The organism is Vibrio porteresiae DSM 19223, assembly GCF_024347055.1.
In the GTDB taxonomy this organism is placed as follows: domain Bacteria; phylum Pseudomonadota; class Gammaproteobacteria; order Enterobacterales; family Vibrionaceae; genus Vibrio; species Vibrio porteresiae.
Window position 1 is genome coordinate 1,633,122 of sequence record NZ_AP024896.1, and the last position, 24,338, is coordinate 1,657,459.

Here is a 24,338-nt window from a genome sequence, read left to right on the forward strand (position 1 = left end):
TAAAAAAGTACAAAAAAGGCCGCGTCATTTTGAGCGGCCTATCGTTACACATCAATGCATTAACTTAATTGAAATGCCTGCCTAAACATGGCATTCACTTCGTCTTCTGACGGTTTCACTTTACAGTTACCTTTGATAGCCGGTGCTGCCACCGCTTTAGCACTGTATTTAGCGATGTCATCTTTGGTGAGCACTTCCACTTCGCCCAACAGTTTGCTCAACAACGCCTTAAATTCACTCAACTTACTCATGCCAAGAGCAGCAAGGATTTCCGCCACCAGCTGAGGTTCACTCTCTTGCACTACGGCCATGTACTCAGCAAGCAGCAAGCCATTCGCGCGACCATGGTCAATATTCTTGAAGTAGGTCAACGAGTAGCCCATCGCATGCACTGCTGTTGTTCCGGTCTGGGCAATCACCATGCCCGCCAGCATGGCACACTGCATTAAATCTTGTCTCACGGCTTCATCAAGCAGGCTGACATCGCCAGAGCCAACAGCATCACACATCGCAGGGGCAGCTTTCACAAAATAGCGAATACTCTCTTTCGCTAACGCATCAGAGACCAGTGAGGAACGAATACTCAACATGCCTTCCACTGAATGAGATAGCGCATCAACTGCCGTATTAATGGTTGTGGTAACCGGCAATCCCAGCATGTATTTTGCATCCACAAACGCCACTTTAGGGAATAGAATCTCAGCGGCAATGCTGGTTTTGGTTTCCAATACATCGTTGGTTAGAATCGAATATTGAGTGACCTCTGAGCCAGTCCCAGCAGTCGTTGGTACGGCTATGATCGGTAATACATCCGCAGCGTATTGACCATTAAACAAGTCTTCGGGCTGAATGTCTTGCTTCGCCAGCAAGGCCATCGCTTTCGCCGCATCCATAGGGGAACCACCACCAATGGCCACAATAAAATCGGCCTGATTCGCTTTGGCAAACTCAGCACCTTCGTAAGCACAGGCAATTGTTGGGTTAGCCATTACTTTATCAAAGACAACGTAATCAATACCTTGTTGTTCTAAAGCTGTGATCACATCTTGTTGTGACCCATTTTTTTTCGCGGAAGAGCGTCCAGTCACCAACATCGCTTTGGTGCCGAACGTTTTAAACACATCGCTATTCGCAACAATGCAATTTTTGCCAGAAAACACTTTGGTTGGCATATGGTATTTGTAATTCATGCTGTTCTCTTTTTTCAAAATCCGTTTGATCTTACCTTGATGTAACGCATTTTCATTAACCTCTGACGACGCAGAGGTCAAATAGAAAATGGCTATACCCAACTTTAACTCTCAGCGTTTTTCGCGTTTCACAAATTGGCCCCAACCCGGTTCTCCGATAAAATCGCCATGATCGTACACCAAGCGACCGCGTGAATAGGTTTGAATAGGATACCCTTTTAACTGAATGCCTTCCCAAATGGTGTGGTCGTAATCGGAATGCATTTTATCAACGGTGATGGTGAAATCGATATCCGGATCGTAAATCACGATATCCGCATCTTTACCCACAGCAATACTGCCTTTGTTAGCACAACCGAAAATCTTCGCTGGATTCGTTGAGCACAACTCTATCGCACGGTTAAACGAAATTTTACCTTGGTTAGCGGCAGAAAGCATATACGGGTACAAGTTTTCGACCCCTGCACATCCATTAGGAATTTTAGTGAAATCGTCAATGCCCCAATCTTTTTCATAGGATTGGAATGGACAGTGATCGGTCGCCACTACATCAATCTCGCCATTTTTAATCGCCTTCCACAAGGCATCTTGGCTCTCTTGACCTTTCATCGGTGGTGAACATACGAAGTTGCGCCCATCTTCGCGTTTATAAACATCGCAGGTAAATTCTAAGTATTGAGGGCAGGTTTCTATGTAAATGTCGCTGTGCTCTTTTCTGGCTTCGATCGCGGCTTCCAATCCTTCTTTGTCTGCCATATGCACCAAATACAAAGGCGCTTGTAAATGTTTAGCCCAGTGCACAGCACGTTTATCCGCTTCCGCTTCCACATATTCAGGACGACTTAAATAGTGATACCAAGCCGAGGTTTTCCCTTCCGCTAAGAAAGTCTCAATGTTGTAATCAATCAGATCGGGGTTTTCCGCATGCAAATTGATCATCGCACCGACTTCTTTTGCTTTAAGCAGCAATCGAGCAAAGGTGCCATCATCAACCATCATCCCTTCTTTCTTATAAACAAAGAAACACTTAAAGCTGGTGATGCCGGACTCAACCGCAGAAGCCATCTCTTCCAAAATCGCGCCGTCGTTTAAATCCGTAATAATACAGTGGTAAGCATAATCGACACACGCTTCTTTGGCGCAAATGGCCTTTTTGGAGTCGATCACCTCTTTGATGGTCATGCCTTTGCGCTGCATTGGGTAATCGAATACCGTGGTCACACCACCACACGCGGCTGCGCGAGTGCCGGCTAAATAGCTGTCGGCTGATGTTGTACCACCAAAAGGCATCGCCAGGTGCGTGTGCACGTCAATGGCACCGGGCAACACCAGTTTGCCCTTGGCATCAACAACAGTTATCCCCGCTGTCGGTAAATTGCTGCCAATCGCAATAATCTTGCCATCCGAAATCATCACATCTGCTTTTACGGTTTCGCTAGCAGTTACCACGGAACCATTTTTGATTATCATATCCATATGAGTCTCTTCCTTATTCTGCATCGGCTTTTAACACGGCATTAAGCAGCACTGTCGCCCCAGCCGTACACTGTTCCGGTGATGAGTATTCCAACTCGCAATGTGACAAGCCATCTTTGGACTGCACAAAAATCATGGTGGTAGGAATCATATACGCCACAAATTGAGCATCGTGCCCTGCGCCAGAATGAAGCACTTGATGGGAAACGCCCGATTCTTCAGCCGCTTCTTTTACAAAACTCACTAGAGTATCGTTCCAATACACAGTGTCACGGTTCCACATTTTTTCCACGTCGCAACGGCAACCTGCCCAACTTTTCTCTGCACACGATTTGACCACAGCAAGTACTTGCTCTAAAACCGCAGCACTTTCATGGCGGACATCAATGGAAAAATCGACCGCATCAGGCACGCACGTATGAACATTAGGATGACACTCAATTTCCCCCGTGGTGTACACCAAATCGGAGTGACCTAATTTATCGATCTCATCATGGAGATAGCAAAGCGCTTGAGAAGCGGCATACAACGCATCACGACGTTTTGGCATCGGAAACGTCCCTGCATGGACAGTTTGACCATAAAAACGTAGACGGTAGTTAAACATACCTAAGACACAATCCACCACACCAATGTCATTACCCGCATCTTCCAAAATTGGCCCTTGTTCGATGTGAATTTCAAACATGCATTTATAAGCTTCAGGTGAAAGTCGATAAGCGCTATCACCTTTGAAACCAGAGGAGTCTAGTGCCTGACCAAAGGTCGTCTCTTTATCCAACACACTTTTTGATTGCAGCATGTTATCGAGTTGAAATTTGCCTTTGATGTCTGCGGGTAAATAGTCATAACACACAATGCCCGACACCATCATGGCGGGTGGATAAAGCGAACCTTCTTCATTGGTCCAAATCATGGCGGTTAACGGGTGTTTATGCGGAATGTCTTGCTCAGCCACCGTTTCGAGCACTTCCATGGCGGACATCACACCTAAAATGCCATCGTAGTTGCCACCATTTTTAACAGAGTCAGAATGTGACCCCATCACGATACGTTTCGCTTTAGGATCCGTTCCGGCAAGCGTCGCGTAAACATTAGCGACGTCATCAATTTCAATTGTCGCGCCAATCGCTTCCATTCGTTTGATAAATTCATTACGCACCAATATATCTTCTGGTGAAAGGGTATAGCGGGTAATCCCTCCATGTCCGGCATCACCAAATTGGCTAAACGTTGTGATTTTATCGGTCATTCTTTCTAAATTACATTGATACATGGTTATACCTCTAAATCCTTTTACAAAATTCCATCTGCCACAGCGAACTCACCACTTCTGACCATCTCTTGCCAGCTTTTCACCGCTTCCGTTGTTGATACATCTTTCATTGAAATACAGTCACGTGGGCAAACCAGCGAACACAAATTGCATCCTTTGCATTTGTCGGTGTTAATCCGTGGAATCGGATCACCCGTTCTGGCTTTTTTATCTGTGATTTCAATGGATTGATACGCACCATCGTTACAAGCTTTAAAGCACTTACCACAACCGGTGCATCGTCTTTCATCAAGAGACGCCACAACCTTATAATTCATGTCGAGCTCGCCCCAATCTTTATACTGATTTAATGCCTTGCCCCGCAGCTCATTAACACTGCTCATGCCCTTCGAATCGAGATACTTTGAGAGGCCATCTATCATGCCGTCAACAATACCAAAGCCATGATGCATCACAGCAGTACACACTTGCACCGAAGTGCTACCGAGAGCAATAAACTCGGCACAATCTCTCCAGCTGTTAATCCCGCCGATACCGGAAACAGGTAAATTAAACCAATCGGTTTTGCCCAATGTTGCCAACATATGCAGTGCTATTGGCTTAACGGCAGTACCACAGTAACCGCCATTGGTCGCCCCATTGCGACCTTTTGGATAAGGAATGAAGTCATCTAAATCGACACCAATAATCGATTTAATGGTATTGATAAGAGCCACACCATCAGCATGACCATTAACCGCCACTTGTCCCTGCTCACGAATGTCCGCCACATTCGGCGTTAACTTCATCAGCACAGGTAACGTTGTGGCATCGCGTACCCAAGCCATGATTTCAGCCGCCACCTCAGGCTCTTGCCCAATCGCCGATCCCATACCACGTTCACACATGCCATGCGGGCAACTAAAATTCAGCTCTAAGCCGTCGACGCCCGTATCTTCTACACGACGAATCAGCTCTATCCACTCTTGACGAGTACCCGCCATAATCGAGGCCAGTAAAGCGTGATGCGGGTATTTTTTCTTCACTTCAGTCATCTCTTGCAGGTTAATGCTCAACCCGCGATCGGAGATCAGTTCGATATTATTTAGACCAATGATCTTGCCAGAGCCGCCTTTAAGCGCGGCATAGCGACTATGTAAATTTTTAACGGGATTACCCACGGTTTTCCAAACAGCACCGCCCCACCCTGTCTCAAAGGCGCGCATGATTTGATCGCCAGTATTTGATGGTGGCGCGGAGGCCAGCCAAAATGGGTTTGGGCTTTTTATTCCACTGAAATCAATTTCTAAATTTGCCATAGTTTATAATCCCTATAATTCGAACAGTTCATCCATTAGTTTTTACTCATTGATCTCCCCACCTTGTTGATCATAAGTAATCTATTTCTTCCTTCACTAAGCTCTCACAACCTACGCAGTAAAAACAAAAACGGATGCCTAAGCTAAGGCATCCATTTTCGATACCGACCGTTAAATCAGTGCGTCTACTTGAGAGAGCACTTCATCCATCTTGCACATCTCTTCATTTAGTTGCTCATTGGTAATGATCAATGCAGGAGCAATAATCACTACATTTTCATGGGAGTAGGTCATGAAATTTTTCGCTTTCAGCATGCCAAGAATCTTTTTCATTATTCCTTCAGGGTCTTTACCGTAAGGAACCAATGGCTCGCGAGTGGTTTTGTCTTTCACCAATTCAATCGCCGAGAACAAGCCAATGTAACGTACGTCACCCACGCAAGCATGTTTGGTTTTGAACGATTCAAGAATTTCTCCCAGTGCATGACCAACCTGATTGACGTTCTCCAAAATATTGGCGTCTTGGTAATAATTAACCGTTGCCAACCCCGCAGCACACGCCAATGGATGACCACTGTATGTCAGGCCACACGAGAGCACGTTCTCATCGAAATACTCAGCAATTTCTTTACTAACTGCCACACCGCCTAATGGGACGTAGCCACAGGTCACGCCTTTGGCGAACGTGACAATATCGGGCTTCACATCAAAGTTTTCAAAAGCAAACATCTTGCCGGTACGTCCCCAGCCAGTCATCACTTCATCACAAATCATCAGAATACCGAATTCATTACACAGCGCTCGCACCCCAGGCAAGTAACCTTGCGGTGGAATGATGATGCCGTTTGAGCCAGTAATGGTTTCCATCACGATGGCGGCGATGTTGTTTGGACCTTCGTACTGAATTTGCTCACGTAATTTGGCCAGATAGTATTCGGTTGCCTTCTCTTCTGAGGCAAATTCAATCACCTCACGGTAGAGATAAGGGTCGAAGAATTTAATGAAGCCAGGAGCACCAGGCTCGAGCGCATAGCGGCGAGGTTCACCAGTCAGGTTACCCGCCCCAAAAGAGGAGCCGTGGTAACTTCTATAGCGACTAAAGACTTTGAATTTTCCAGAGAACATACGCGCAATTTTGACCGCATTTTCGTTGGCGTCTGCCCCTGCATTGGTGAAGAACACTTTGCCCATGTTATCCGGCATCAAGCTAATGATTTTTTCGGCCAATTCAGCGCGTGGTTCCGACGCATAAGAGGGCGACAGAAAGCAGTATTGATCCACCTGTTCTTTGATTGCTTGGTTAATCACCGGGTTCGCAAAACCTAAGTTGAGGTTAACCAGTTGAGAAGACATGTCGGTATAGCGATTGCCATCAAAATCCCAAAAGTAGATGCCATCGGCTTTTTGCACCGGAATCGGGTCCGTTCCTTTTTGTGCACTCCATGATTGCAGACTGTATTTTTTCTGCGTTGTTTTTACTTCGCTTCCATTCATTTTTCATCGCCTTTTAGAATCAAGGGAAAGAGGTATCAACAAGTAACCTCTATTACCTAAGGTATTTCAATATGATATGTACTTTAAGCAATCCCTTATGTTTGATAAATTACCAATTATCAACGTAAACATTAGGGTTTATGAAACAATGAAAGCATTACTCGGACAGTTGTCTGATATGGATATCCGCTTACTGCGAGTGTTTATTTCTGTCGTTGATAGCGGTGGAATCAGTGCTGCAGAGATGGAACTCAACATTGGTCGTTCGACCATCAGTCGTCATTTGCAAACGCTGGAAGGGCGTTTAGGAATGGTATTGTGCCACCGAGGTAGAGGCGGCTTTTCTCTCACCAGCGAAGGAAAACAGATTTACGATTCTGCAGTACGTTTGGTGCGGTCTATCGAAGGTTTTCGCAATGAGGTAAACGACCTACACCAAAGCTTAAAAGGACATTTGGTCATCGCCATGTTCGATATGACCACGACCAATCCCGACTGTAAGGTGAATGAGGCAATTCGTCACTACGTGGAGCGAGCACCTGATATTTCTATCGAAATCCATGTTGTGCCAGTCAACGAAATTGAAAAAGGAGTGATAGATGGTCGCTATGATATAGGGATAGCCCCGCCAACTCGTCGGTCAGAAAGTTTGGAATATATGCCTCTATTCGGTGAAAAAATGGCACTTTACTGCGGTAAAGGTCACGCACTATTCGGTCGAACTGACACAATAAGTGTTCAAGAAATCCTCGAACAACGCTATACGGGTCTCACGTTTAGTAGCCCCAATATGGAACACAGTAACACTCTGGGATTGATAAAAAGTGCGGGCGCGAGCAACCAAGAAGGGATTATGACGCTCATTCGTTCAGGCCAATATATCGGTTTTCTACCCGAGCATTTTGTCGAACATATGATAGGCGAAGAACAAATTCAAAAAATACAAAATCCCAAATTCAGTTACCACTGTGAATTTACCTCTATACATCGTAAATCACCTAAACCCACTCGTGTTGTACAACAGTTTATCGACGCGTTATCCCATACGATGCATCCGTAGCCGCTCATCATTCACTGGAACAACACCATAAGGTCATGTCTGAACTCGTTATTTATCATAACGTTATATGAAATCGAGGCTCAGACCACCCTTGCATATCTGCAACACCATTCTGCCATTATTCCTATCTACTCAGCCTCATAGTTGCAAAAACCCTAATGTTTACGTTGATAATTGGTAATTTATCCGACTTATTGAATCCCCTACAGTACATCTAGGAACCTAATATCATTTTGTATGTTGAAGTGAATGCCACCTTATCGGGTAATAACAGCAGGTTATTCCCTCGACTAATCAGAGTCATAAAATGGTATTGCGACTTACTTAGAAATTCAGAGTTCACTTTAAATGAACACAAAGGATAGGGTTCCTGTGATCTCTTGTTTTTTAACAATAAGCACAACACTAGCCAATGAATGGCTTGGATCATAGTGAATAGACAAGGAATGTAATATGCCAAATACAGTCACAGAGGCGAATACAAGTAAACTTAAAAAGGTGGGTGAGTTTTACGAACTCGAAGTCGGTCAAGATTTAGTAGGTAGCACCTACTTCAACCACGATCTTGCACCAACCAAAGTTGCCGAACGCACTTGGGGAAAATTCAATATTGCTGCTCTTTGGGTTGGGATGTCTATCTGTGTGCCAACCTATACCATGGGTGGCGTGCTCACCGCCTATTTTGGTCTCTCTGTTATGGAGGCCCTCATCACCATTTTATTAGCCAACATAGTTGTGTTGCTCCCACTAACGCTCAATGCCTATGCCGGCACCAAATTTGGCCTTCCTTTCCCGGTAATATTGCGCTCTTCATTTGGTATTGTGGGATCTAACATCCCATGCTTAATTCGAGGTTTTGTTGCCTGTGGCTGGTTTGGTATTCAAACCATGTTTGGCGGACTGGCAATTCATCTGCTGTTATCCGAACTATCCGATAGTTGGGCGCATTTAGGTAGTGTAGGTGAAGTGCTTGGCTTCTTTATTTTCTGGGCATTAAACATCGGTGTAGTTATTCGAGGCGCAGAATCGATTAAGTGGCTAGAAACCTTATCAGCTCCAATTCTATTAGTCGTTGGCCTTGGATTAATGTATTGGGCTGGCGGTGAGATATCTTATGTGGAAGTATTATCTACTCCTGCAACTCGCCCTGAAAATGCCGGATTTTTCAGTTACTTCTTTGCAGGCTTAACAGCAATGGTTGGGTTTTGGGCAACATTGTCACTGAATATTCCTGATTTCAGCCGCTACGCAAAATCGCAAAAAGACCAAGTGGTCGGTCAAATCCTCGGTTTGCCACTCACCATGTTCATCTTCTCGGCTCTCGGTGTATTTTTGACTGCCGCCTCAACCAAATTGGTCGGTGAAACCGTTTCTGATCCGATTACTTTAATCGGCAAAATCGATAGCCCATTTTGGGTAAGTATTGCCATGGTATTGATCATTGTTGCCACTTTATCTACCAACACTGCAGCGAATGTGGTTTCTCCAACTAACGACTTTCAAAACTTCGCGCCGAAGAAAATCAACCATACGCGCGGCGTACTGCTGACCGGGATTATCGGTATTCTTTTGATGGCTTGGGAGCTACTGAAAAAACTGAACTTAATCGAGTCAGATGTCAGTGTGGAAGCAATGTATTCCAACTGGTTGCTGAGTTACGGCAGTCTATTGGGCCCGATAGCTGGCATCATGATTGTCGACTACTTCCTGATTAAAAAACAAGAGATCGATGTGATTGGGCTCTATTCTGACAAGAATCTTTATCCTGCCTTCAATGCTTCCGGTTTCATTGCCCTACTGATTCCCGTCGCTTTCACTCTTGTCTCCGTATTCTTTAATGTCTTTAACTGGTTCTATAACTACGGTTGGTTTACCGGCGCACTATCTGGTGGCGTTATCTACTATTTCGTCGCTAACTTTGCGACACAAAAAGCACCAGCACCAGCTCAAGCGGGCTAATGATTGAAACTAGAAGCATCATTTTCCATACCAATAAAACGAACCCCACATCACGTGGGGTTCATTTGGTTAAAAATAACACTTCTTTTAGCTAATCACTTCAAGGCGATTGAATCTTAAAGGCTAAGCTTAGAATCGTCCGGCATTCATCACTTTGTTCCATGCAGCGATAAAATCGCGGATCATTTTTTCCTGATTATCATCTTGAGCATAAAACTCTGCGTAGTTTCGCAATACCGAATTGGAGCCAAAGACCAAGTCAACTCGCGTCGCCGTCCATTTCACTTTGTCACTTTGCCTATCGCAAATATTGTAGCTGTTGCGACCAGTGGGTTCCCAGCGATTATTCATGTCTGTCAAATTGACGAAGAAATCATTGGTTAACGCGCCAACGCGGTCGGTAAATACCCCGTGCTGACTACCGCCATGGTTGACACCAAGCACCCGCAAACCACCGATTAAGACGGTCATTTCCGGTGCGGATAGTCCCATCAGTTGCGCTCTATCGAGTAACAGTTCTTCTGGTTTGACCGAGTAATGGGCTTTTTGCCAGTTTCTAAAACCATCGGCAATAGGTTCCAATACAGCAAAAGACTCTATATCGGTCATCTCTTGTAGCGCATCACCACGACCGGGCGTAAAAGGCACCGTTAGAGAAAAACCAGCGGCTCTAATCGCTTGTTCAACTCCAACATTACCCGCTAAAACAATGACATCAGCTATGCTAATTCCAAACGCCACAGCGATAGGTTCTAATACTGCCAGCACTTTACTCAAACGTTCTGGCTCATTCCCCACCCACTCGTTTTGCGGAGCTAAGCGAATGCGCGCACCGTTCGAGCCTCCACGGTAATCCGACTGGCGAAATGTTCTGGCACTATCCCATGCGGTTGCCACTAATTCTGCTAAAGGTAAGCCACTTTCACGAATCTTGGTTTTCACTGCATCCACAACATAGTCAGCGTTGCCAGCAGGAACGGGGTCTTGCCAAATGAGCTCTTCTTGCGGAATATCAGGACCGATATAGCGCTCTCTAGGACCTAAATCGCGGTGCGTAAGCTTAAACCAAGCACGAGAAAACGCATCAGCAAACAGCGCAGGATCTCGATAATAGCGCTCGGCAATTTCGCGATAGGTCGGATCCATTTTTAGCGCCATATCGGCGTCAGTCATGATCGGGTTATGACGAATTGACGGGTCTTCCACATCGACAGGTTTATCTTCTTCCGCGATATCAATAGGTTCCCATTGCCATGCGCCAGCAGGACTTTTCTTCAGTTCCCAATCGTATTTGAACAGAAGTTCGAAGTAGCCGTTATCCCATTGCGTTGGATGCGTTGTCCATGCGCCTTCGATACCACTGGTGACAGTATCACGACCAATACCGCGTGATTGGTGATTCACCCAACCTAACCCTTGCTCTTCAACCTCTGCTGCTTCGGGCTCTCGCGATAACTGGCTAGGATTACCGTTACCATGACATTTCCCAACGGTGTGGCCGCCCGCCGTTAACGCAACGGTTTCTTCATCGTTCATCGCCATACGAGAAAAGGTAACTCGCATATCCTGTGCGGTGGCTAACGGATCGGGATTCCCATCAACGCCTTCTGGGTTGACGTAAATTAGCCCCATCATCACTGCTGCCAGAGGGTTTTCAAGGTCACGCTCACCGCTATAGCGCGAATGCTGTGCTTTACTGTTTGCCAACCATTCGGTTTCCGAACCCCAATAGGTATCCTTTTCTGGATGCCAAATATCTTCTCGACCAAATGCAAAGCCGAACGTTTTTAGCCCCATAGATTCATACGCCATGTTTCCCGCAAGAATAATCAAGTCAGCCCAACTGATCGCATTGCCATATTTTTTCTTGATCGGCCATAGCAAACGGCGCGCTTTATCCAAGTTGGCGTTATCAGGCCATGAATTCAGAGGAGCAAAACGTTGATTGCCAGTGGCTGCGCCGCCTCGACCATCGGCAGTGCGATAACTGCCAGCAGAGTGCCAAGCCATACGAATCATCAATGCGCCATAGTGGCCCCAATCGGCTGGCCACCAGCTTTGGCTATCGGTCATCAACGCTTTTAGGTCACTTTTTAGTGCCGCAACATCAAGCTGTTGAACCAGAGCGCGATAGTCAAAACCGTCGTCCAACGGGTTGGTCTTGCGATCGTGTTGATGCAAAATGTCTAAGTTAAGGCTATTGGGCCACCACTCTTTCGCTCTATTTGGCGACGTAAGGCTGCCGTGCATAACTGGGCATTGTCCTTTTGAGATAGACTGCCCTTTTGAATTATTCAGTTGCTGCGTCATTGTTTCTTCCCTTGGATAGTGATGATGGTAAGTGCCACCTTTACTCTGCTTAGAAAAACTCGGGCACTGATATTATTCTTTTCATCAACACTTTATAGAGGAAGTGACTAACGCGATAATCTTGTTTAACGATTAATCTGATAGACAAAACTGATTGATATCGAGTTATCTATTACTCACAGTAAACAATCAGGCATCGTGCTGCATAGTTTATTCGTGACATCAATTCTCATTTTCCTGATAATCGCCGATTCAACAGAGCAATACAGCTCGCTCCGACGAGCCCCTTTTTCACGATATTTCGGCGGTAATCATGCAGCAACAACTGACTATCACAGCACCTACTACATGGGCGAAAATCATCGATACACCCAGTTATTTACGCGGTTCGATTCGCTGTGATATGGATGTTCAAGCCATTTACATTACCGATAGCCAAGGTCAAACGATTCGTCATCTGCTAAAAATTAAAGGCAACAAAGCTGAGATCTATTGGTTTGCCGACAAACCTGATCATTATCTTTTTCATTTTGTACCTCAGCCAAATACGCCGACCACAATTGAATTCGACTATCACTTATTGGAATTAAAACCAGACCAACGGGTTTCACCTCAGCAAGAGATCATCAGTCCGCTACTGACGGCAACCAGCAAAGGCATCGCGCAGCACGATGTCAACGCAGAAGCTGAATTTTGGCAAAGGGTGAGTGAGCTAGGTTCACCACTGATTGAACCCACCAGCGCTGGCGAATCGGTTGTGACGTTTGTGTATCAAGGAGAGGATTCAACTGAGAACGTTTTGCTGCTTGGCGCTCCTTATGATGGACGGGCGTATTTAACGCATCTCGCTCACAGCCAGATTTGGTTTAAAAGTTATCGTTTACCGAACCACAGTCGCTTCTCCTATCGCTTGGCGGTGAATGTGGCGCAGCTCGCTGAGGACAATTGGAATGAGCAATATTTGGCGTGTTTCTCTTCGGTGATGGTTGACCCATTAAACCAGCAACCGCAATTTGGCGATCCGCAATCACTGTTTGGCTGCGCGTCTACGGTGAGCCTACCTGATGCGCCAAACGATGCGATAGTGTTTAAGCGAGACGTGCCGAAAGGAGACATCACAGCATTTGACTATGCAAGCGCACGATTGGGTAACTCAAGGAAAATTCACCTCTATACACCGCACAACAGTTATGCCCTTACCCCTAGCTCGCCATTACTGATGCTCTTTGATGGCAGTGATTACTTAACTAAAGTCCCTACGCCGACCATCTTAGATAATCTCATCGCAGAGGGAACCATTCCTCCGATGCGGGCCGTCTTCATCGATACACCGAGCCCAGATTTACGTGCGCAAGAACTCACGCCTAATCAAGCTTACGCTGATTTTTTGGCGACGGAATTTAAACCTTGGTTATGTAATCAGTTAGGCATTGCCCCTAGTGCACAAAACACGATCCTTTCGGGTTCTAGCTATGGCGGTTTAGCTTCGATGTTTATTGCATTTTCTCATCCTGACCACTTTGGCAAAGTGCTCTGTCAATCGGGATCATTTTGGTGGGCACCACCAAGCAATGCGAATACAAAGACCCCGTCTGAGCATTGGTTTGTCGATTTGGTAAAAGAGATGCCCAAACACGCCATAGAGATCTATATGAATGCGGGGCTGTTTGAGATAACGCCAAAGGCTTACGAGATTCTCAACACCAATCGAACCTTAGTCGCTACGCTCAAACACTTGGGCTATCAGGTCACGTTTGAAGAAGTCGCCAGCGGCCATGACTATTTTAACTGGCGCGTGACGCTCGCCCATGGTTTAGCGGCGCTTTTTAAGCGCTAAGCATTCGCTCAAGCGAGGACAGAGGACAGACTTTAAAGAGTCTTTGACTGAAACTTACCCGGTGTTTCACCAAACCTTTGGCGGAAAGCTTCGATATAAGCACTTACGTTAGTATAACCGCTGCGCTCGGCAACATCGTTGATTGGCAAGCCTTCTTGAATCCATTGCAACGAGGTGACAATTTTGGCTTGCTGCCGCCATTGACTAAAAGTAAGTCCGGTTTGTTTAGTGAAAATGCGGCTTAATGTTCGCACGCTCACTCCCCACTGATTAGCCAATTGATCTTGTGTTAATTCACTCGCGGGACAATTCATTAATTGGTCTGCGATATTCCGCGCACGGCGATCCGAAGGTAATGGCAGACCAAGTGGCAGTTCTTCCAAGCGCGCGATTTCATAACTGAGCAAGGCGGCGAAATGCTGGATATAACCAGACGGATAACTGACGTCATCAAGATCACTTGCTTTCTCAAGCAAGGAGTTAAGAAAGGCGCTCGTTCCAAACACGCCCGGATCATTGAGGAAGCCATCGGCATCTGAGTAATCTAAATCCAACACATACACTTGAACCCCGGCGAAGATTTTCACCTTATGAGAACAGTGTTTAGGCGTCCATCCCACAGAACCTGGCGTAATCGCCCATTGGGCTTTACTGGTTTCGACATTAATAATGCCGTTGGTTACCCAATATAGTTGCCCCCAGTCGTGTTCATGCCACGGCCCTTCTTTGGTTTGTTCACGATTCAGGGAGTGAATTTTTATAATGATGGCCGATTACCCGTATTAAATGTCGATGTGGCGGTAATGATATCACATCGTAATCATGTACATTTCTTTACATTGCGAAACGATAATGAGAATGAATTTCATCTTATCGTTTAATCCCAACCTAATAACGGCTGTGTCTCAGCAGAAAGCACGATTGCGATAAAGCGAGAAGCGATCACACACCGTTTAGCCCCGTGATGGAACAAGGAAATTGACCGTGAAACTTTTCGCTTACTCTCCAATTATGCTGAGTCTGCCCTTCATACCTATGCTAAGCCAAGCGAATCCCCAAGAGAGTGTTGAAACGCTGACGGTTGTGGGTAGCCAAGCTGCGACACAGAAAGTCAGTAGTTCAACAGGCTTAGCACTTGCCCCAGAGGAAACGCCGCAATCCGTCACCGTACTTGATGCTAATTTTCTCGAAGAGCGTGATCTCTCTTCGGTGGATGATGTGCTTGATCACGTGATTGGAATTAGCTCACTGAAAACCGATGACGTGCGCAATCAGTTCCAATCTCGCGGATTCGCCATTACCAGCTATCAAGTTGATGGCATGCCTTACAGCTGGGGCGATACCGCAGGTTTTAGTGGTCAAACGCAAATTGATACCTCTATTTATGAACGTGTTGAAGTCGTTCGTGGCTCAACCGGATTAACCACGGGTGTTGGTAATCCTTCTGCATCAATAAACCTAGTTAGAAAACATGCTGACAGCACCACGCTAACTGGCAATGTTCAAGTCTCGGCGGGCAGTTGGGATCAACGCGGCGTGACGGCGGATGTCAGTAATGCCTTGAATGACGATGGCAGTTTGCGTGGTCGCGTGGTCGCGAAATACGCTGAAGGCGATTCTTTTGTTGACCGTTATTCTAGCGACCGCAAAGTGCTCTACACCGTGGTTGAAAAAGATCTCACCGCCAGCAGCCTATTACGCTTGGGCGCAAGCTACCAAGCCGACGATCGCGATGGTGCGGCATGGGGTGGTTTGCCGGGCGTCTATTCCGATGGGTCAGCGACGCATTTTTCTCGCTCAACTTCTGCAGCCGCGGATTGGAACTATTGGAATACTGAACACTTAAGTCTTTTTGCTGATTATGAATATGAGTTTTCCAACGGTTGGCAGCTCAAATCCAGCTACAACCATACCCAATACAGTCAAAGAGCGAAGCTCACCAACATCAATATTGGATCGCTAGCCAAAGATGGTTCTGGGCTGTCGACTTGGTCATACAATAACGAGGGTGAGAGCACCCAAGACAGTTTTAACGTCAATGTAAGCGGCGACTACAACCTGTTAGGTCGACAACACGAGTTGATGCTCGGTGTGAGCTACAACCACCTTAAAGATTTCAACCAATACTATGCGTTAAACCCGATTGCTTACGGTTCGATTGATAACTTCTTTACTTGGAATGGCCATTCAGCAGAACCGCAATGGCAAGATAGTAAGACCACAGAGTACGATTTCACCACCAAACAATTGGCATTTTATACCGCGACACGCTTGAGCTTAACGGACAACACCAAAGCGATTTTAGGGGCGCGTATCGCTAACTGGCAACGTAGAGGATACAACTACGGCGATCAAAACTATGGTGATAACGGCATCATCACGCCATATGCCGGTCTATTGTACGATTTCACCGAGGAAAGCCGTGTGTATGTGAGCTACGCGACCATTTATGAGCCGCAAAACGAGCAAGACCGCAATGGCGATTTCCTTGACCCGTTAGAAGGGGAAACCTATGAAATTGGGGTTAAATCGAACCTTAATTCGCAAGTAACCGTATCGGGTGCATTGTTCCGTATTGAGCAAGATAACTTGGCCCAAGATGACACAGGTTACACCATTCCTAATACCACCAACACCGCGCAAAAAGCAGTGAAAGGAACCGTGAGTAAAGGTATCGAAATTCAGATTGCCGCTAAACCTGTTGATGGCATGGATATTAACCTCGGCCTGACTCAATTTACCGCCGAAGACAGTGATGGCGCAGACGTCAACACCAACTACGCCCGTAAACAAGTGAAGCTTTCCAGCAACTATCAGTTAGTGAACTGGCTACCAGAGTTAACTATCGGTGCTGATATACGTTGGCAAAGTGAAATCCATGCTACAGACGACATTAGTCAACCTGCCTATTCCATCGTGGATTTAATGGCAAGTTATCAGATAACCAAAGATCTGAAGATGCGCGTCAATATGGAAAACGTGTTTGATAAAAGCTATTACAGCTATTTAAACTCATCCAACACCGTCCGTTACGGCGCACCGTTTAATGCGAAAGTGGCGTTGAATTATAGCTTCTAACCAAAGAGAAGTGCTTGTTGTAAGTTATAAAGCCCCAAGATGGATTGTCTTGGGGCTTATTTTTATCTCATTATTAGCGATAAAGATCAGACAGTGCGACAGGGTCAAAAGGTCTGCTTAGCTCTGATTTTTCGCCCAATTTTTTCAACTGCGACATGTCGATAGAATCAAAATAGTGCTTAGTCCCAGTTGGCTTATAGACTCGCCTTGCTTTAATGAGTTTATCCAACGGATCTCGATCACCAGTTTCGGCAACGTAATTAACGAGTGCCGCGCTGTAAGCGTTTAGCTCTGGCGAATAACAGTTTTCATCGGCCATGTATGAAAGATACGTAATGGCCGCAAACTTTTTCTCCCAAGAAAGCGTATCGAACCACGATGATTCTATCTTTTTAGGTGATGACAACCTTAGATTGTTACATCGTTCAATCGCGCCGTTGAACTGCTGATGCGTTAATTCGACCTGATGCTTTAAATCGTCCACCCAAGTGTTGGCAAAAACACTCGTGCTCATCAAACCAATGCTAATAATCAATAATCTCTTACAATGCATTTTGTACACACATCTATAATCGTTGGTGAGTCAATTTCGTCGCCATTATTAAGAGGGAAACAATAGCGGTGTTTTTCAAGATAGTTATTTATCCCTCTTTTCACACTCAGAAATATCCTTCACATAATCAAGAAGCAAATTTTCACGGTATCCTGGAATGAGGGTACAAGCTTTTAAGTTCAGCGGTTTGATAACCATAAAATAATTTGCGTAGTTTACTCCAAGTCCAAATAGTCCAGCAATTAATGTCGGTATAAGTAAAAACTTAGAAGAGCGCATAATCTGTTTTTTATGTTTTATCGATATACTTATCGCGACAATATTAGCCCCCATTAACCCCAAAAACGCATAAGTACCTACAAGTGGCAAACCTAACCAACTGAATCTGACAAATTGTAAATTTTCTTTTGCTGTAAATAATGGCATTGCCATTTCAATAGCTAACCACATAATTCCCAAAAAAAAGGCTAGAGAGCCAACAAGACCTATAATTAACTTATTCATCATCAAATTCTTCAATTACTTTGTTTACCAATTTTGATTCAAAATTGGTCCATTTATCTACGCCCCAAACAACTAAGTTCGAAACCACTAAGATAATAGCTCCTGTAGTAAATGTGATAGGGGCACTCAAAGAAACCAAAGTTCCCGCGGCTAGTGATACTCCGGCAACAACTAGCGTATTAATAAATAACTTTGCTTCATCAACACTTAATTTTCTCAACGTGTATTCATCATTTACAATAAATTGTAAAACATTAATCGCTGACCCAACTAAAATATCCATTGGTGCAGTAACTTTTACATAACGAGTCATACCTTTTACAGAGTCTAAAGCGCCTAAGCCAAGTCTAACTACTCTTGCATTATCAGCTTTAAAGACACCACCATGAAGTAAAGTCTGCTCCCAATATTTATAATTTTTCAGAATAACGTAATCAACACCATCAATAGTTTTAACTAAAGCGGTAACACCAACACCACCCAAAGCTGCCGCTGTTGTCTTGGCATTGTATAATCCCGTACCTGCATCTTTTAAATTTTTCACAATATCGAAAGTGTCAAAGAAAGATGTCCATTCAATAGGAGCTAAAACGGCAAAATTAACCACATCCTGTGTATATTCCAACTCTATTGTTTTTTCACCTTCAGGTGCTAATGGGTTGTACGGTGGCCAATACATATTATTAGGATTAATTGATGTTTTCTGTGATTGTAAGTTGGCAAAAGCTTTATCACTTTCTTCCAGATTTGCTTTACGCTGAGCCTGAAGTCTTTCCTTTAGTGACTTTTTAGGAACATCGACCTGTGTTTGATTGCTCATACTTGCAAAACTTGAACCTGAAGCAAAATTCTTAGCATCAGCTCGCTTCATGCTCTCCAAACTACTAACCCACTCTCTATTCATCACACATGAAGAGCAAGTACAAGTTTCAGGATTGTATCCGATAGGGCACTGATATATTTTTTCTTCGTCAAACATATCGAAAAAGGTCACGACTTATCCTCACGTAAGTATTCTAATGGCTCATCATAATCTCAATTTTTACTAGGCAAAAATCTGCCTAACTACCTGAAATACAAATAGTGACTTCGATTCAAACTTTGTTTGGGTTAACGAAATAGTTTGCATCTACCAATGAGAACTTACAATAGCGAATGCATAAATATCAATTGGTTACATGAGAATCTCATTCTCCACCCGCGGCTGATCATTTCCCAAACAACTGAACAAAAACAATATAATCATTATTTTTCATATAGTTGAGCAACACCACAACTAAGAAGTTCGATTTATTCTTTTTAATTTACTGAAAAAAACTGAACTGATCGAAATTTTTGATCTTTTATAAAAGCTAGGATTATTGTTTCAGACACCCAAACGAAACCTTTATGCAGTATGGTCTCACGCGCTGTCTACCATACTGAACACCACCCTCGTTTTTCGTTAATCCAAAACTGCAAAAAAAGCGATCCAAAAACCGCGCAGGCGGGTGTAGATGAGTGCGGATTCCGTGGAAGGTAAGCTTGATTTTGTCATATCAGCTCGCTGAGCTTGCGGTAACACTATAATTTAGCACTCCTTTATGACACTGATTACTCATGGTATCTTATGCGAAGGACCAAACTACTTGGATGCTGATTACGAATGAGTACTCAAAATATAACTTTACCTGATGATGAAATTCCTCTGCTTGATAGGCTGAATACTACGGAATTAGACAAAACTTTAGATGAATTTATCAATGCCGTAAATGACCAATACATTTCCATCAAAAGTGACTCATCTCACATTATTTTCAATGAAATAATAAAAACAGATGAGTTGAATCAAAATTTAAGAGATAAAATATTTATCACTAATTATGATATCGAAGCTTTAAAAAGCGAAAGAGTAGTTCTTTTTGATAAGCCCTATTTAGTATCAAATATTTATTGCACGCCTAATTACAATAATAATAAAAGTAATTTAATCAGGTTGTTAACCAGTAGATTTACTGATAAAAAAATGATCACATTAGATCATCATCAAAATTACTCTCAAGAAGATATTATTAATTCAGTTTACATTGCTAATGAAATTGTAATGGGATTTATATTACCTACTGGTAGTACTTTTAACTCTTTAGATTGTATAGATTTAGAACAACTCTATACAAATGATAAAAAACTTTCTGAGATTTCAAAAGCACAAAACGACATTTATTTTGCTACTCATGAATTAAAGAAAAATATCAAATCCCAGTTGTCTTGTAAACCTCCCCTAATTAGTTACACCCATAATTAGAGTTTTCAGCCTTTTCATGCTTCATTAAATATTCCCATGGTGTCAAATCATCCAGTGCACCATGAGGTCGTTCTTCGTTGTATTCTCTGAGCCAGTCCTCTGTTAACTCTCGAACTTCCGTTAGTGTTTTGAAGACGTACATATCTAAGATTTCAGTGCGGTATGTGCGATTAAATCGTTCAACGTACGAGTTCTGAGTCGGTTTCCCTGGCTGGATAAATTCCAACTGAACATCGTGCTCTTCTGCCCACGTTGCCAATGTTGTAGAGATAAATTCAGGGCCGTTATCCATTCGGAGTTTCTCTGGGTATCCTCGCCATGCAATGACCCGCTCAAGTACTCGAATCACTCGCTGAGCTGGTAGGCTGAGATCGACTTCGATGGCTAACGCTTCTCGATTAAAATCATCCACAATATTGAAGGTTCGGAACCGACGTCCGCATTGCAAGCTATCGCTCATAAAGTCGATAGACCAGCATTGATTCTCTGACAGCGGTACACTCAGCGGCTCAGGGTTACGGCTTGGTAGACGCTTTTTCCCTTTACGGCGTTTATTCAGTTTTAGCTCGCAGTAAATCCGATATATTCGCTTATGATTCCATGTATGACCCCACCGACGAAGGATCTTAAGTAACATACTGAAGCCATAGGCTGGATAGCGCTCAGCGGCCTTTTGTAGCTCACTAATAACCTCTTGGTCATCGTTCAATTTAGGCTGATATCGATAAACTGAGTCGCTGATGCCAACTGCGCGACAAGCAAGACGTAAACTGACTTTGTGCACTCGCCGTGCATAGTCAACAAATTCACGTCTAATCGCTGGCTTCACAGCTTTTTTTCGATGATATCTTTGAGAATACGGTGCTCTAGGCTCAGTTCTGCAAACATCGATTTAAGGCGACGGTTTTCATCTTCTAGCTCTTTTAAACGTTTGACGTCAGAGGCTTCCATACCCCCGTATTTAGACTTCCAGTTGTAGTAGGTTGCCTCTGATATGCCGTATTCACGGCAAACTTCCTTGATAAGACGACCACCTTCTACTTCTTTCAAAATCTTCACGATTTGTGTTTCGGTATAGCGTGATTTCTTCATAGCGAGTTCTCCCTGATTAAATCAGTTTATGCAGAAGAACTCTAAAATGGTATGCCACTATTTTAGGGGGTGATTACAGTCTGAGATAGATATTTATATTAATGATAAAACTAGTATGATGAAGTCATTTAAGAATGAAGTTACCTCACTACTTAAAGAAAGAGATAGGCTGCATAATATTTCTAAAAATGAAAATGAAATCTTAAGCCGTATTCGTTCTGATATTGAAAATGAAACTAAAAACTTCGAAGAGGTGCAAGCTAAACATAATGAATATTCTAATGCAGCCAAAGATCTTCTGGATAAAATCAAAGAAAATAAGAGCCAGATAAATTCTGGCCAGGCAAGGTTAAATGAGATTAACAATTCAATCTCAGATTCAATGGGGGAGTTAAGTGACTTGAAAAGTGAGATAGATAGAGCAAAAGCTGATATCAATGTGACCACTTTAGATATGAGAGGTTTCTCTAGTGAGAGTCATAATCAAATTTCAAAGTATTTTTGGTTGACTTTAGTTTCTATCCTATTACTAGCCGGTGTTTTTGGGCTCATATATTACAATGCAAAGACTTATTCAGATCTAGTCGACGTTAACCCCACAATCTCTACATTGAATATTTTATTGAGTCGATTACCTCTTATCACTGCCACCACCTTAATTATTGGCACTTTGTCTGCTTTGTTATTTTATCTTGTAAACAACATGATTTCTGTCAACGAAGATAAGATGAATATGCTTAAAGCATCAATTTTAGCAGAGCAGATTACAGGCTCTTTGCCTAAAACAGAAATGACCGATGATGAAATCAGGGATTATAAGCGTAATACTAAAATTGAGTTGGTCATGCGTATATTTGTGAATAAATCTATAAAAATCAAAGATGAAAAGCAGACTGACACTATCAAACAAGTTATTGACATATTGAAATCCCTCAAATAATAATTTCAAGCCCTTAACTATCTAAGGGCTTCATATGTTTCCTTACTTTAATATTCCACAATGACTGCCTACTGTATTGGCCACACTCCTGCAGAACTGCCACTTTGTACCGTGGCTTTAGCGTTAGCCTGGATTTCATCCACGACCGCATTGGCAATCGCTTCTGCCATTTTCTGAGCCATTGCATGATCTCCTTCTGTCACAAAACCTTGTGCGTTCAACTCAGAGACAATCTTACTTTTTAACGATGATTGACTTAATGCCATTACTTCCCTGCCGTTACGGTTGCGGATAAATCAGAATGGCGTTTGCCCGTAAAAGCACAAATACAGTCCCCTTGAACACCCCCTTTACCTTGGTTCAGTGCGATAAGACCTGCCTAAAATCGAATGTTCTTGGCACTCGCTTCCCAGTCTTTCTCAATGGTGGTCCATTTGTTTCCCATGACCTTTAATTTATCCTATTGAGCTACGACGATGTTTCTTAGCTTGCCGATCACTTCCACCAATTCCCCAGCGGTCGCCAACTGCATATTGCCTAAACTGCCAAGTTCGAGGTATCCACTGCCAGCAGTTCAATGTTCCCCATCGCTTCAATGACCTTTTTGCCTATGATGTTCTCTTGCTTTGACCATTAATGTCTACTTGATAGTAGCCACTAAATTAAGCTTCATTTTTCAAAGTTGTCGCCACTTTGTCGCCATTTCCCAATTTTGGGCATAAAAAAGCCGCTTTTCAGCGGCTTTTTAAAGTTCGATTTTTCCGAAGTATTGCAGTGTTACTCTTTCCCGTACACGTTGTTTTCTTGCTCTTGTACGCGGATAAAAGTGGTGCGCTTAGTTAGCTCTTTAAGCTGCGCTGCGCCTACGTAGGTGCAGGTTGAGCGTACGCCGCCAAGGATGTCTTGGATGGAGTGTTCTACTGGGCCTTTGTATGGCAATAGTACAGTTTTTCCTTCAGCTGCGCGGTAATTGGCAACGCCGCCGGAGTGCTTGTCCATCGCGCTTTGTGAAGACATGCCGTAGAACTTCATGAAGACAGAACCATCTTGTTCAATGAGTTCGCCACCTGACTCTTCGTGGGCTGCTAACATACCGCCGAGCATCACGAAATCGGCACCGCCACCAAACGCTTTAGATACGTCGCCAGGGCAAGTACAGCCGCCATCACCGATGATACGGCCACCAAGGCCGTGTGCGGCATCAGCACATTCGATAATGGCTGATAGCTGCGGGTAACCTACGCCTGTTTTTACGCGAGTGGTACACACAGAACCAGGGCCAATACCCACTTTTACGATATCTGCGCCAGCAAGGATAAGCTCTTCCACCATATCGCCAGTTACAACGTTACCGGCAGAGATGATTTTATCTGGGAATGCCGCACGCACTTTCTCTACGTATTCCACCAAATGCTCGGAGTAACCGTTGGCAATATCGATACAGATAAAGATCAGTTCTTCGCTTAACGCTAGCACTTGTTGTGTCTTAACGAAGTCGGCTTCTGAAGTACCAGTCGAGACCATCACCTTGTTTAAGGTGTTTTGGCTAGCCCCGTTCACAAACTCCGCCCACTGTTCAACAGTGTAGTGTTTGTGAATTGCCGTCATCACATCATGCTTAGCTAATGCTTCAGCCATCGCAAAACTTCCGACTGAATCCATATTAGCTGCAATAATAGGTACACCTGACCATTGACGACCGCTGTGCTTGAATGTAAACTCGCGGGTTAAATTTACTTGAGAACGGCTTTTGAGTGTAGAACGTTTCGGGCGAAACAATACATCTTTAAAACCTAACTTAAGTTCTTGTTCGATACGCATTATGCTTTTCCTAGTCTGATTCACTGTTGTGTCTCGCGTGGTGCGTAGTTCCAATGTTGGCAGACATCAGAACATTTCGGACACAAAAAAACCGGAGCGTTGGCAGACGCTCCGGTTTTCAGCATTATAGGCTGCGTTTTTTTTCCGGCAAGTCTGATATTTGCAT

General features: G+C 44.0%; 19 protein-coding genes. 6 read left to right on the forward strand and 13 right to left on the reverse strand.

Going from position 1 to position 24,338, the window contains the following annotated elements:
* Positions 1-59: 59 nt before the first annotated feature.
* From OCV11_RS23975 to OCV11_RS23995, 5 genes are all read right to left on the reverse strand, one after another.
* Complete coding sequence (locus OCV11_RS23975) at positions 60-1,292, reverse strand: iron-containing alcohol dehydrogenase family protein (RefSeq protein ID WP_261896966.1); 1,233 nt, start codon at positions 1,290-1,292, stop codon at positions 60-62.
* A 9-nt stretch (positions 1,293-1,301) separates the two neighbouring features.
* Complete coding sequence (hydA, locus tag OCV11_RS23980; protein ID WP_261896967.1) at positions 1,302-2,666, reverse strand: dihydropyrimidinase; 1,365 nt, start codon at positions 2,664-2,666, stop codon at positions 1,302-1,304.
* Between the two features lie 13 nt (positions 2,667-2,679).
* Positions 2,680-3,942, reverse strand: coding sequence for a Zn-dependent hydrolase (locus OCV11_RS23985; RefSeq protein WP_261896968.1), 1,263 nt, complete (start codon positions 3,940-3,942; stop codon positions 2,680-2,682).
* Between the two features lie 20 nt (positions 3,943-3,962).
* Positions 3,963-5,240 carry an NAD-dependent dihydropyrimidine dehydrogenase subunit PreA gene (preA, locus tag OCV11_RS23990; RefSeq protein WP_261896969.1) on the reverse strand — a complete coding sequence of 426 codons (1,278 nt, stop codon included), beginning with the start codon at positions 5,238-5,240 and terminating at the stop codon, positions 3,963-3,965.
* A gap of 171 nt (positions 5,241-5,411) precedes the next feature.
* Positions 5,412-6,734, reverse strand: a complete 1,323-nt coding sequence (locus OCV11_RS23995; protein ID WP_261896970.1) for an aminotransferase class III-fold pyridoxal phosphate-dependent enzyme — start codon at positions 6,732-6,734, stop codon at positions 5,412-5,414.
* Between the two features lie 148 nt (positions 6,735-6,882).
* On the opposite strand from OCV11_RS23995, the gene OCV11_RS24000 reads away from it, so the two are divergent.
* Together OCV11_RS24000 and OCV11_RS24005 are read left to right on the forward strand one after the other, a co-directional pair.
* Positions 6,883-7,794, forward strand: a complete 912-nt coding sequence (locus OCV11_RS24000) for a LysR family transcriptional regulator (protein ID WP_261896971.1) — start codon at positions 6,883-6,885, stop codon at positions 7,792-7,794.
* 453 nt (positions 7,795-8,247) lie between these two features.
* Positions 8,248-9,753: an NCS1 family nucleobase:cation symporter-1 gene (locus OCV11_RS24005; protein WP_261896972.1), complete on the forward strand. Its 1,506-nt coding sequence runs from the start codon at positions 8,248-8,250 to the stop codon at positions 9,751-9,753.
* Positions 9,754-9,882: 129 nt separating this feature from the next.
* Here OCV11_RS24005 and katG read toward each other — a convergent pair whose 3' ends face one another.
* Positions 9,883-12,063 (reverse strand): catalase/peroxidase HPI, encoded by a 2,181-nt coding sequence (katG, locus tag OCV11_RS24010; protein ID WP_261896973.1) that lies wholly within the window; start codon positions 12,061-12,063, stop codon positions 9,883-9,885.
* Positions 12,064-12,376: 313 nt separating this feature from the next.
* Here katG and OCV11_RS24015 point away from each other — a divergent pair, with 313 nt between their 5' ends.
* A complete protein-coding gene (locus OCV11_RS24015) occupies positions 12,377-13,900 on the forward strand; it encodes an alpha/beta hydrolase-fold protein (protein WP_261896974.1) in 1,524 nt (507 codons plus the stop codon).
* A gap of 32 nt (positions 13,901-13,932) precedes the next feature.
* Here OCV11_RS24015 and OCV11_RS24020 read toward each other — a convergent pair whose 3' ends face one another.
* Positions 13,933-14,487: a helix-turn-helix transcriptional regulator gene (locus OCV11_RS24020; protein WP_261896975.1), complete on the reverse strand. Its 555-nt coding sequence runs from the start codon at positions 14,485-14,487 to the stop codon at positions 13,933-13,935.
* A gap of 397 nt (positions 14,488-14,884) precedes the next feature.
* On the opposite strand from OCV11_RS24020, the gene OCV11_RS24025 reads away from it, so the two are divergent.
* Positions 14,885-16,978, forward strand: coding sequence for a TonB-dependent siderophore receptor (locus tag OCV11_RS24025; RefSeq protein WP_261896976.1), 2,094 nt, complete (start codon positions 14,885-14,887; stop codon positions 16,976-16,978).
* Positions 16,979-17,051: 73 nt separating this feature from the next.
* On the opposite strand, the gene OCV11_RS24030 is transcribed toward OCV11_RS24025, so the two are convergent.
* The 3 genes from OCV11_RS24030 to OCV11_RS24040 all read right to left on the reverse strand — a co-directional run bounded on the left by OCV11_RS24030 (position 17,052) and on the right by OCV11_RS24040 (position 19,029).
* Entirely contained in the window at positions 17,052-17,492 is a 441-nt protein-coding gene (locus OCV11_RS24030) for a hypothetical protein (RefSeq protein ID WP_261896977.1), read from the reverse strand.
* A gap of 123 nt (positions 17,493-17,615) precedes the next feature.
* Entirely contained in the window at positions 17,616-18,038 is a 423-nt protein-coding gene (locus OCV11_RS24035; protein WP_261896978.1) for a hypothetical protein, read from the reverse strand.
* Positions 18,028-19,029: a PAAR domain-containing protein gene (locus OCV11_RS24040; protein ID WP_261896979.1), complete on the reverse strand. Its 1,002-nt coding sequence runs from the start codon at positions 19,027-19,029 to the stop codon at positions 18,028-18,030. Before OCV11_RS24040 ends, OCV11_RS24035 begins: the two co-directional genes overlap by 11 nt.
* 651 nt (positions 19,030-19,680) lie before the next feature.
* On the opposite strand from OCV11_RS24040, the gene OCV11_RS24045 reads away from it, so the two are divergent.
* The gene (locus OCV11_RS24045; protein WP_261896980.1) at positions 19,681-20,319 is read left to right on the forward strand and encodes a hypothetical protein; all 639 of its coding nucleotides are present in this window, start codon (positions 19,681-19,683) and stop codon (positions 20,317-20,319) included.
* On the opposite strand, the gene OCV11_RS24050 is transcribed toward OCV11_RS24045, so the two are convergent.
* A protein-coding gene (locus OCV11_RS24050) for an IS3 family transposase (RefSeq protein ID WP_373332800.1) occupies positions 20,300-21,411 on the reverse strand; the annotation gives its coding sequence in 2 pieces (ribosomal slippage) (positions 20,300-21,150 and positions 21,150-21,411; 1,113 coding nt in all). The two genes, OCV11_RS24045 and OCV11_RS24050, sit on opposite strands and share 20 nt — an antisense overlap.
* 115 nt (positions 21,412-21,526) lie before the next feature.
* On the opposite strand from OCV11_RS24050, the gene OCV11_RS24055 reads away from it, so the two are divergent.
* Positions 21,527-22,351 carry a hypothetical protein gene (locus OCV11_RS24055; RefSeq protein WP_261896981.1) on the forward strand — a complete coding sequence of 275 codons (825 nt, stop codon included), beginning with the start codon at positions 21,527-21,529 and terminating at the stop codon, positions 22,349-22,351.
* A gap of 68 nt (positions 22,352-22,419) precedes the next feature.
* On the opposite strand, the gene OCV11_RS24060 is transcribed toward OCV11_RS24055, so the two are convergent.
* Both OCV11_RS24060 and OCV11_RS24065 read right to left on the reverse strand, forming a co-directional pair.
* Complete coding sequence (locus tag OCV11_RS24060) at positions 22,420-22,617, reverse strand: hypothetical protein (RefSeq protein WP_261896982.1); 198 nt, start codon at positions 22,615-22,617, stop codon at positions 22,420-22,422.
* Between the two features lie 511 nt (positions 22,618-23,128).
* Entirely contained in the window at positions 23,129-24,172 is a 1,044-nt protein-coding gene (locus OCV11_RS24065) for a GMP reductase (protein ID WP_261896983.1), read from the reverse strand.
* Positions 24,173-24,338 lie beyond the last annotated feature (166 nt).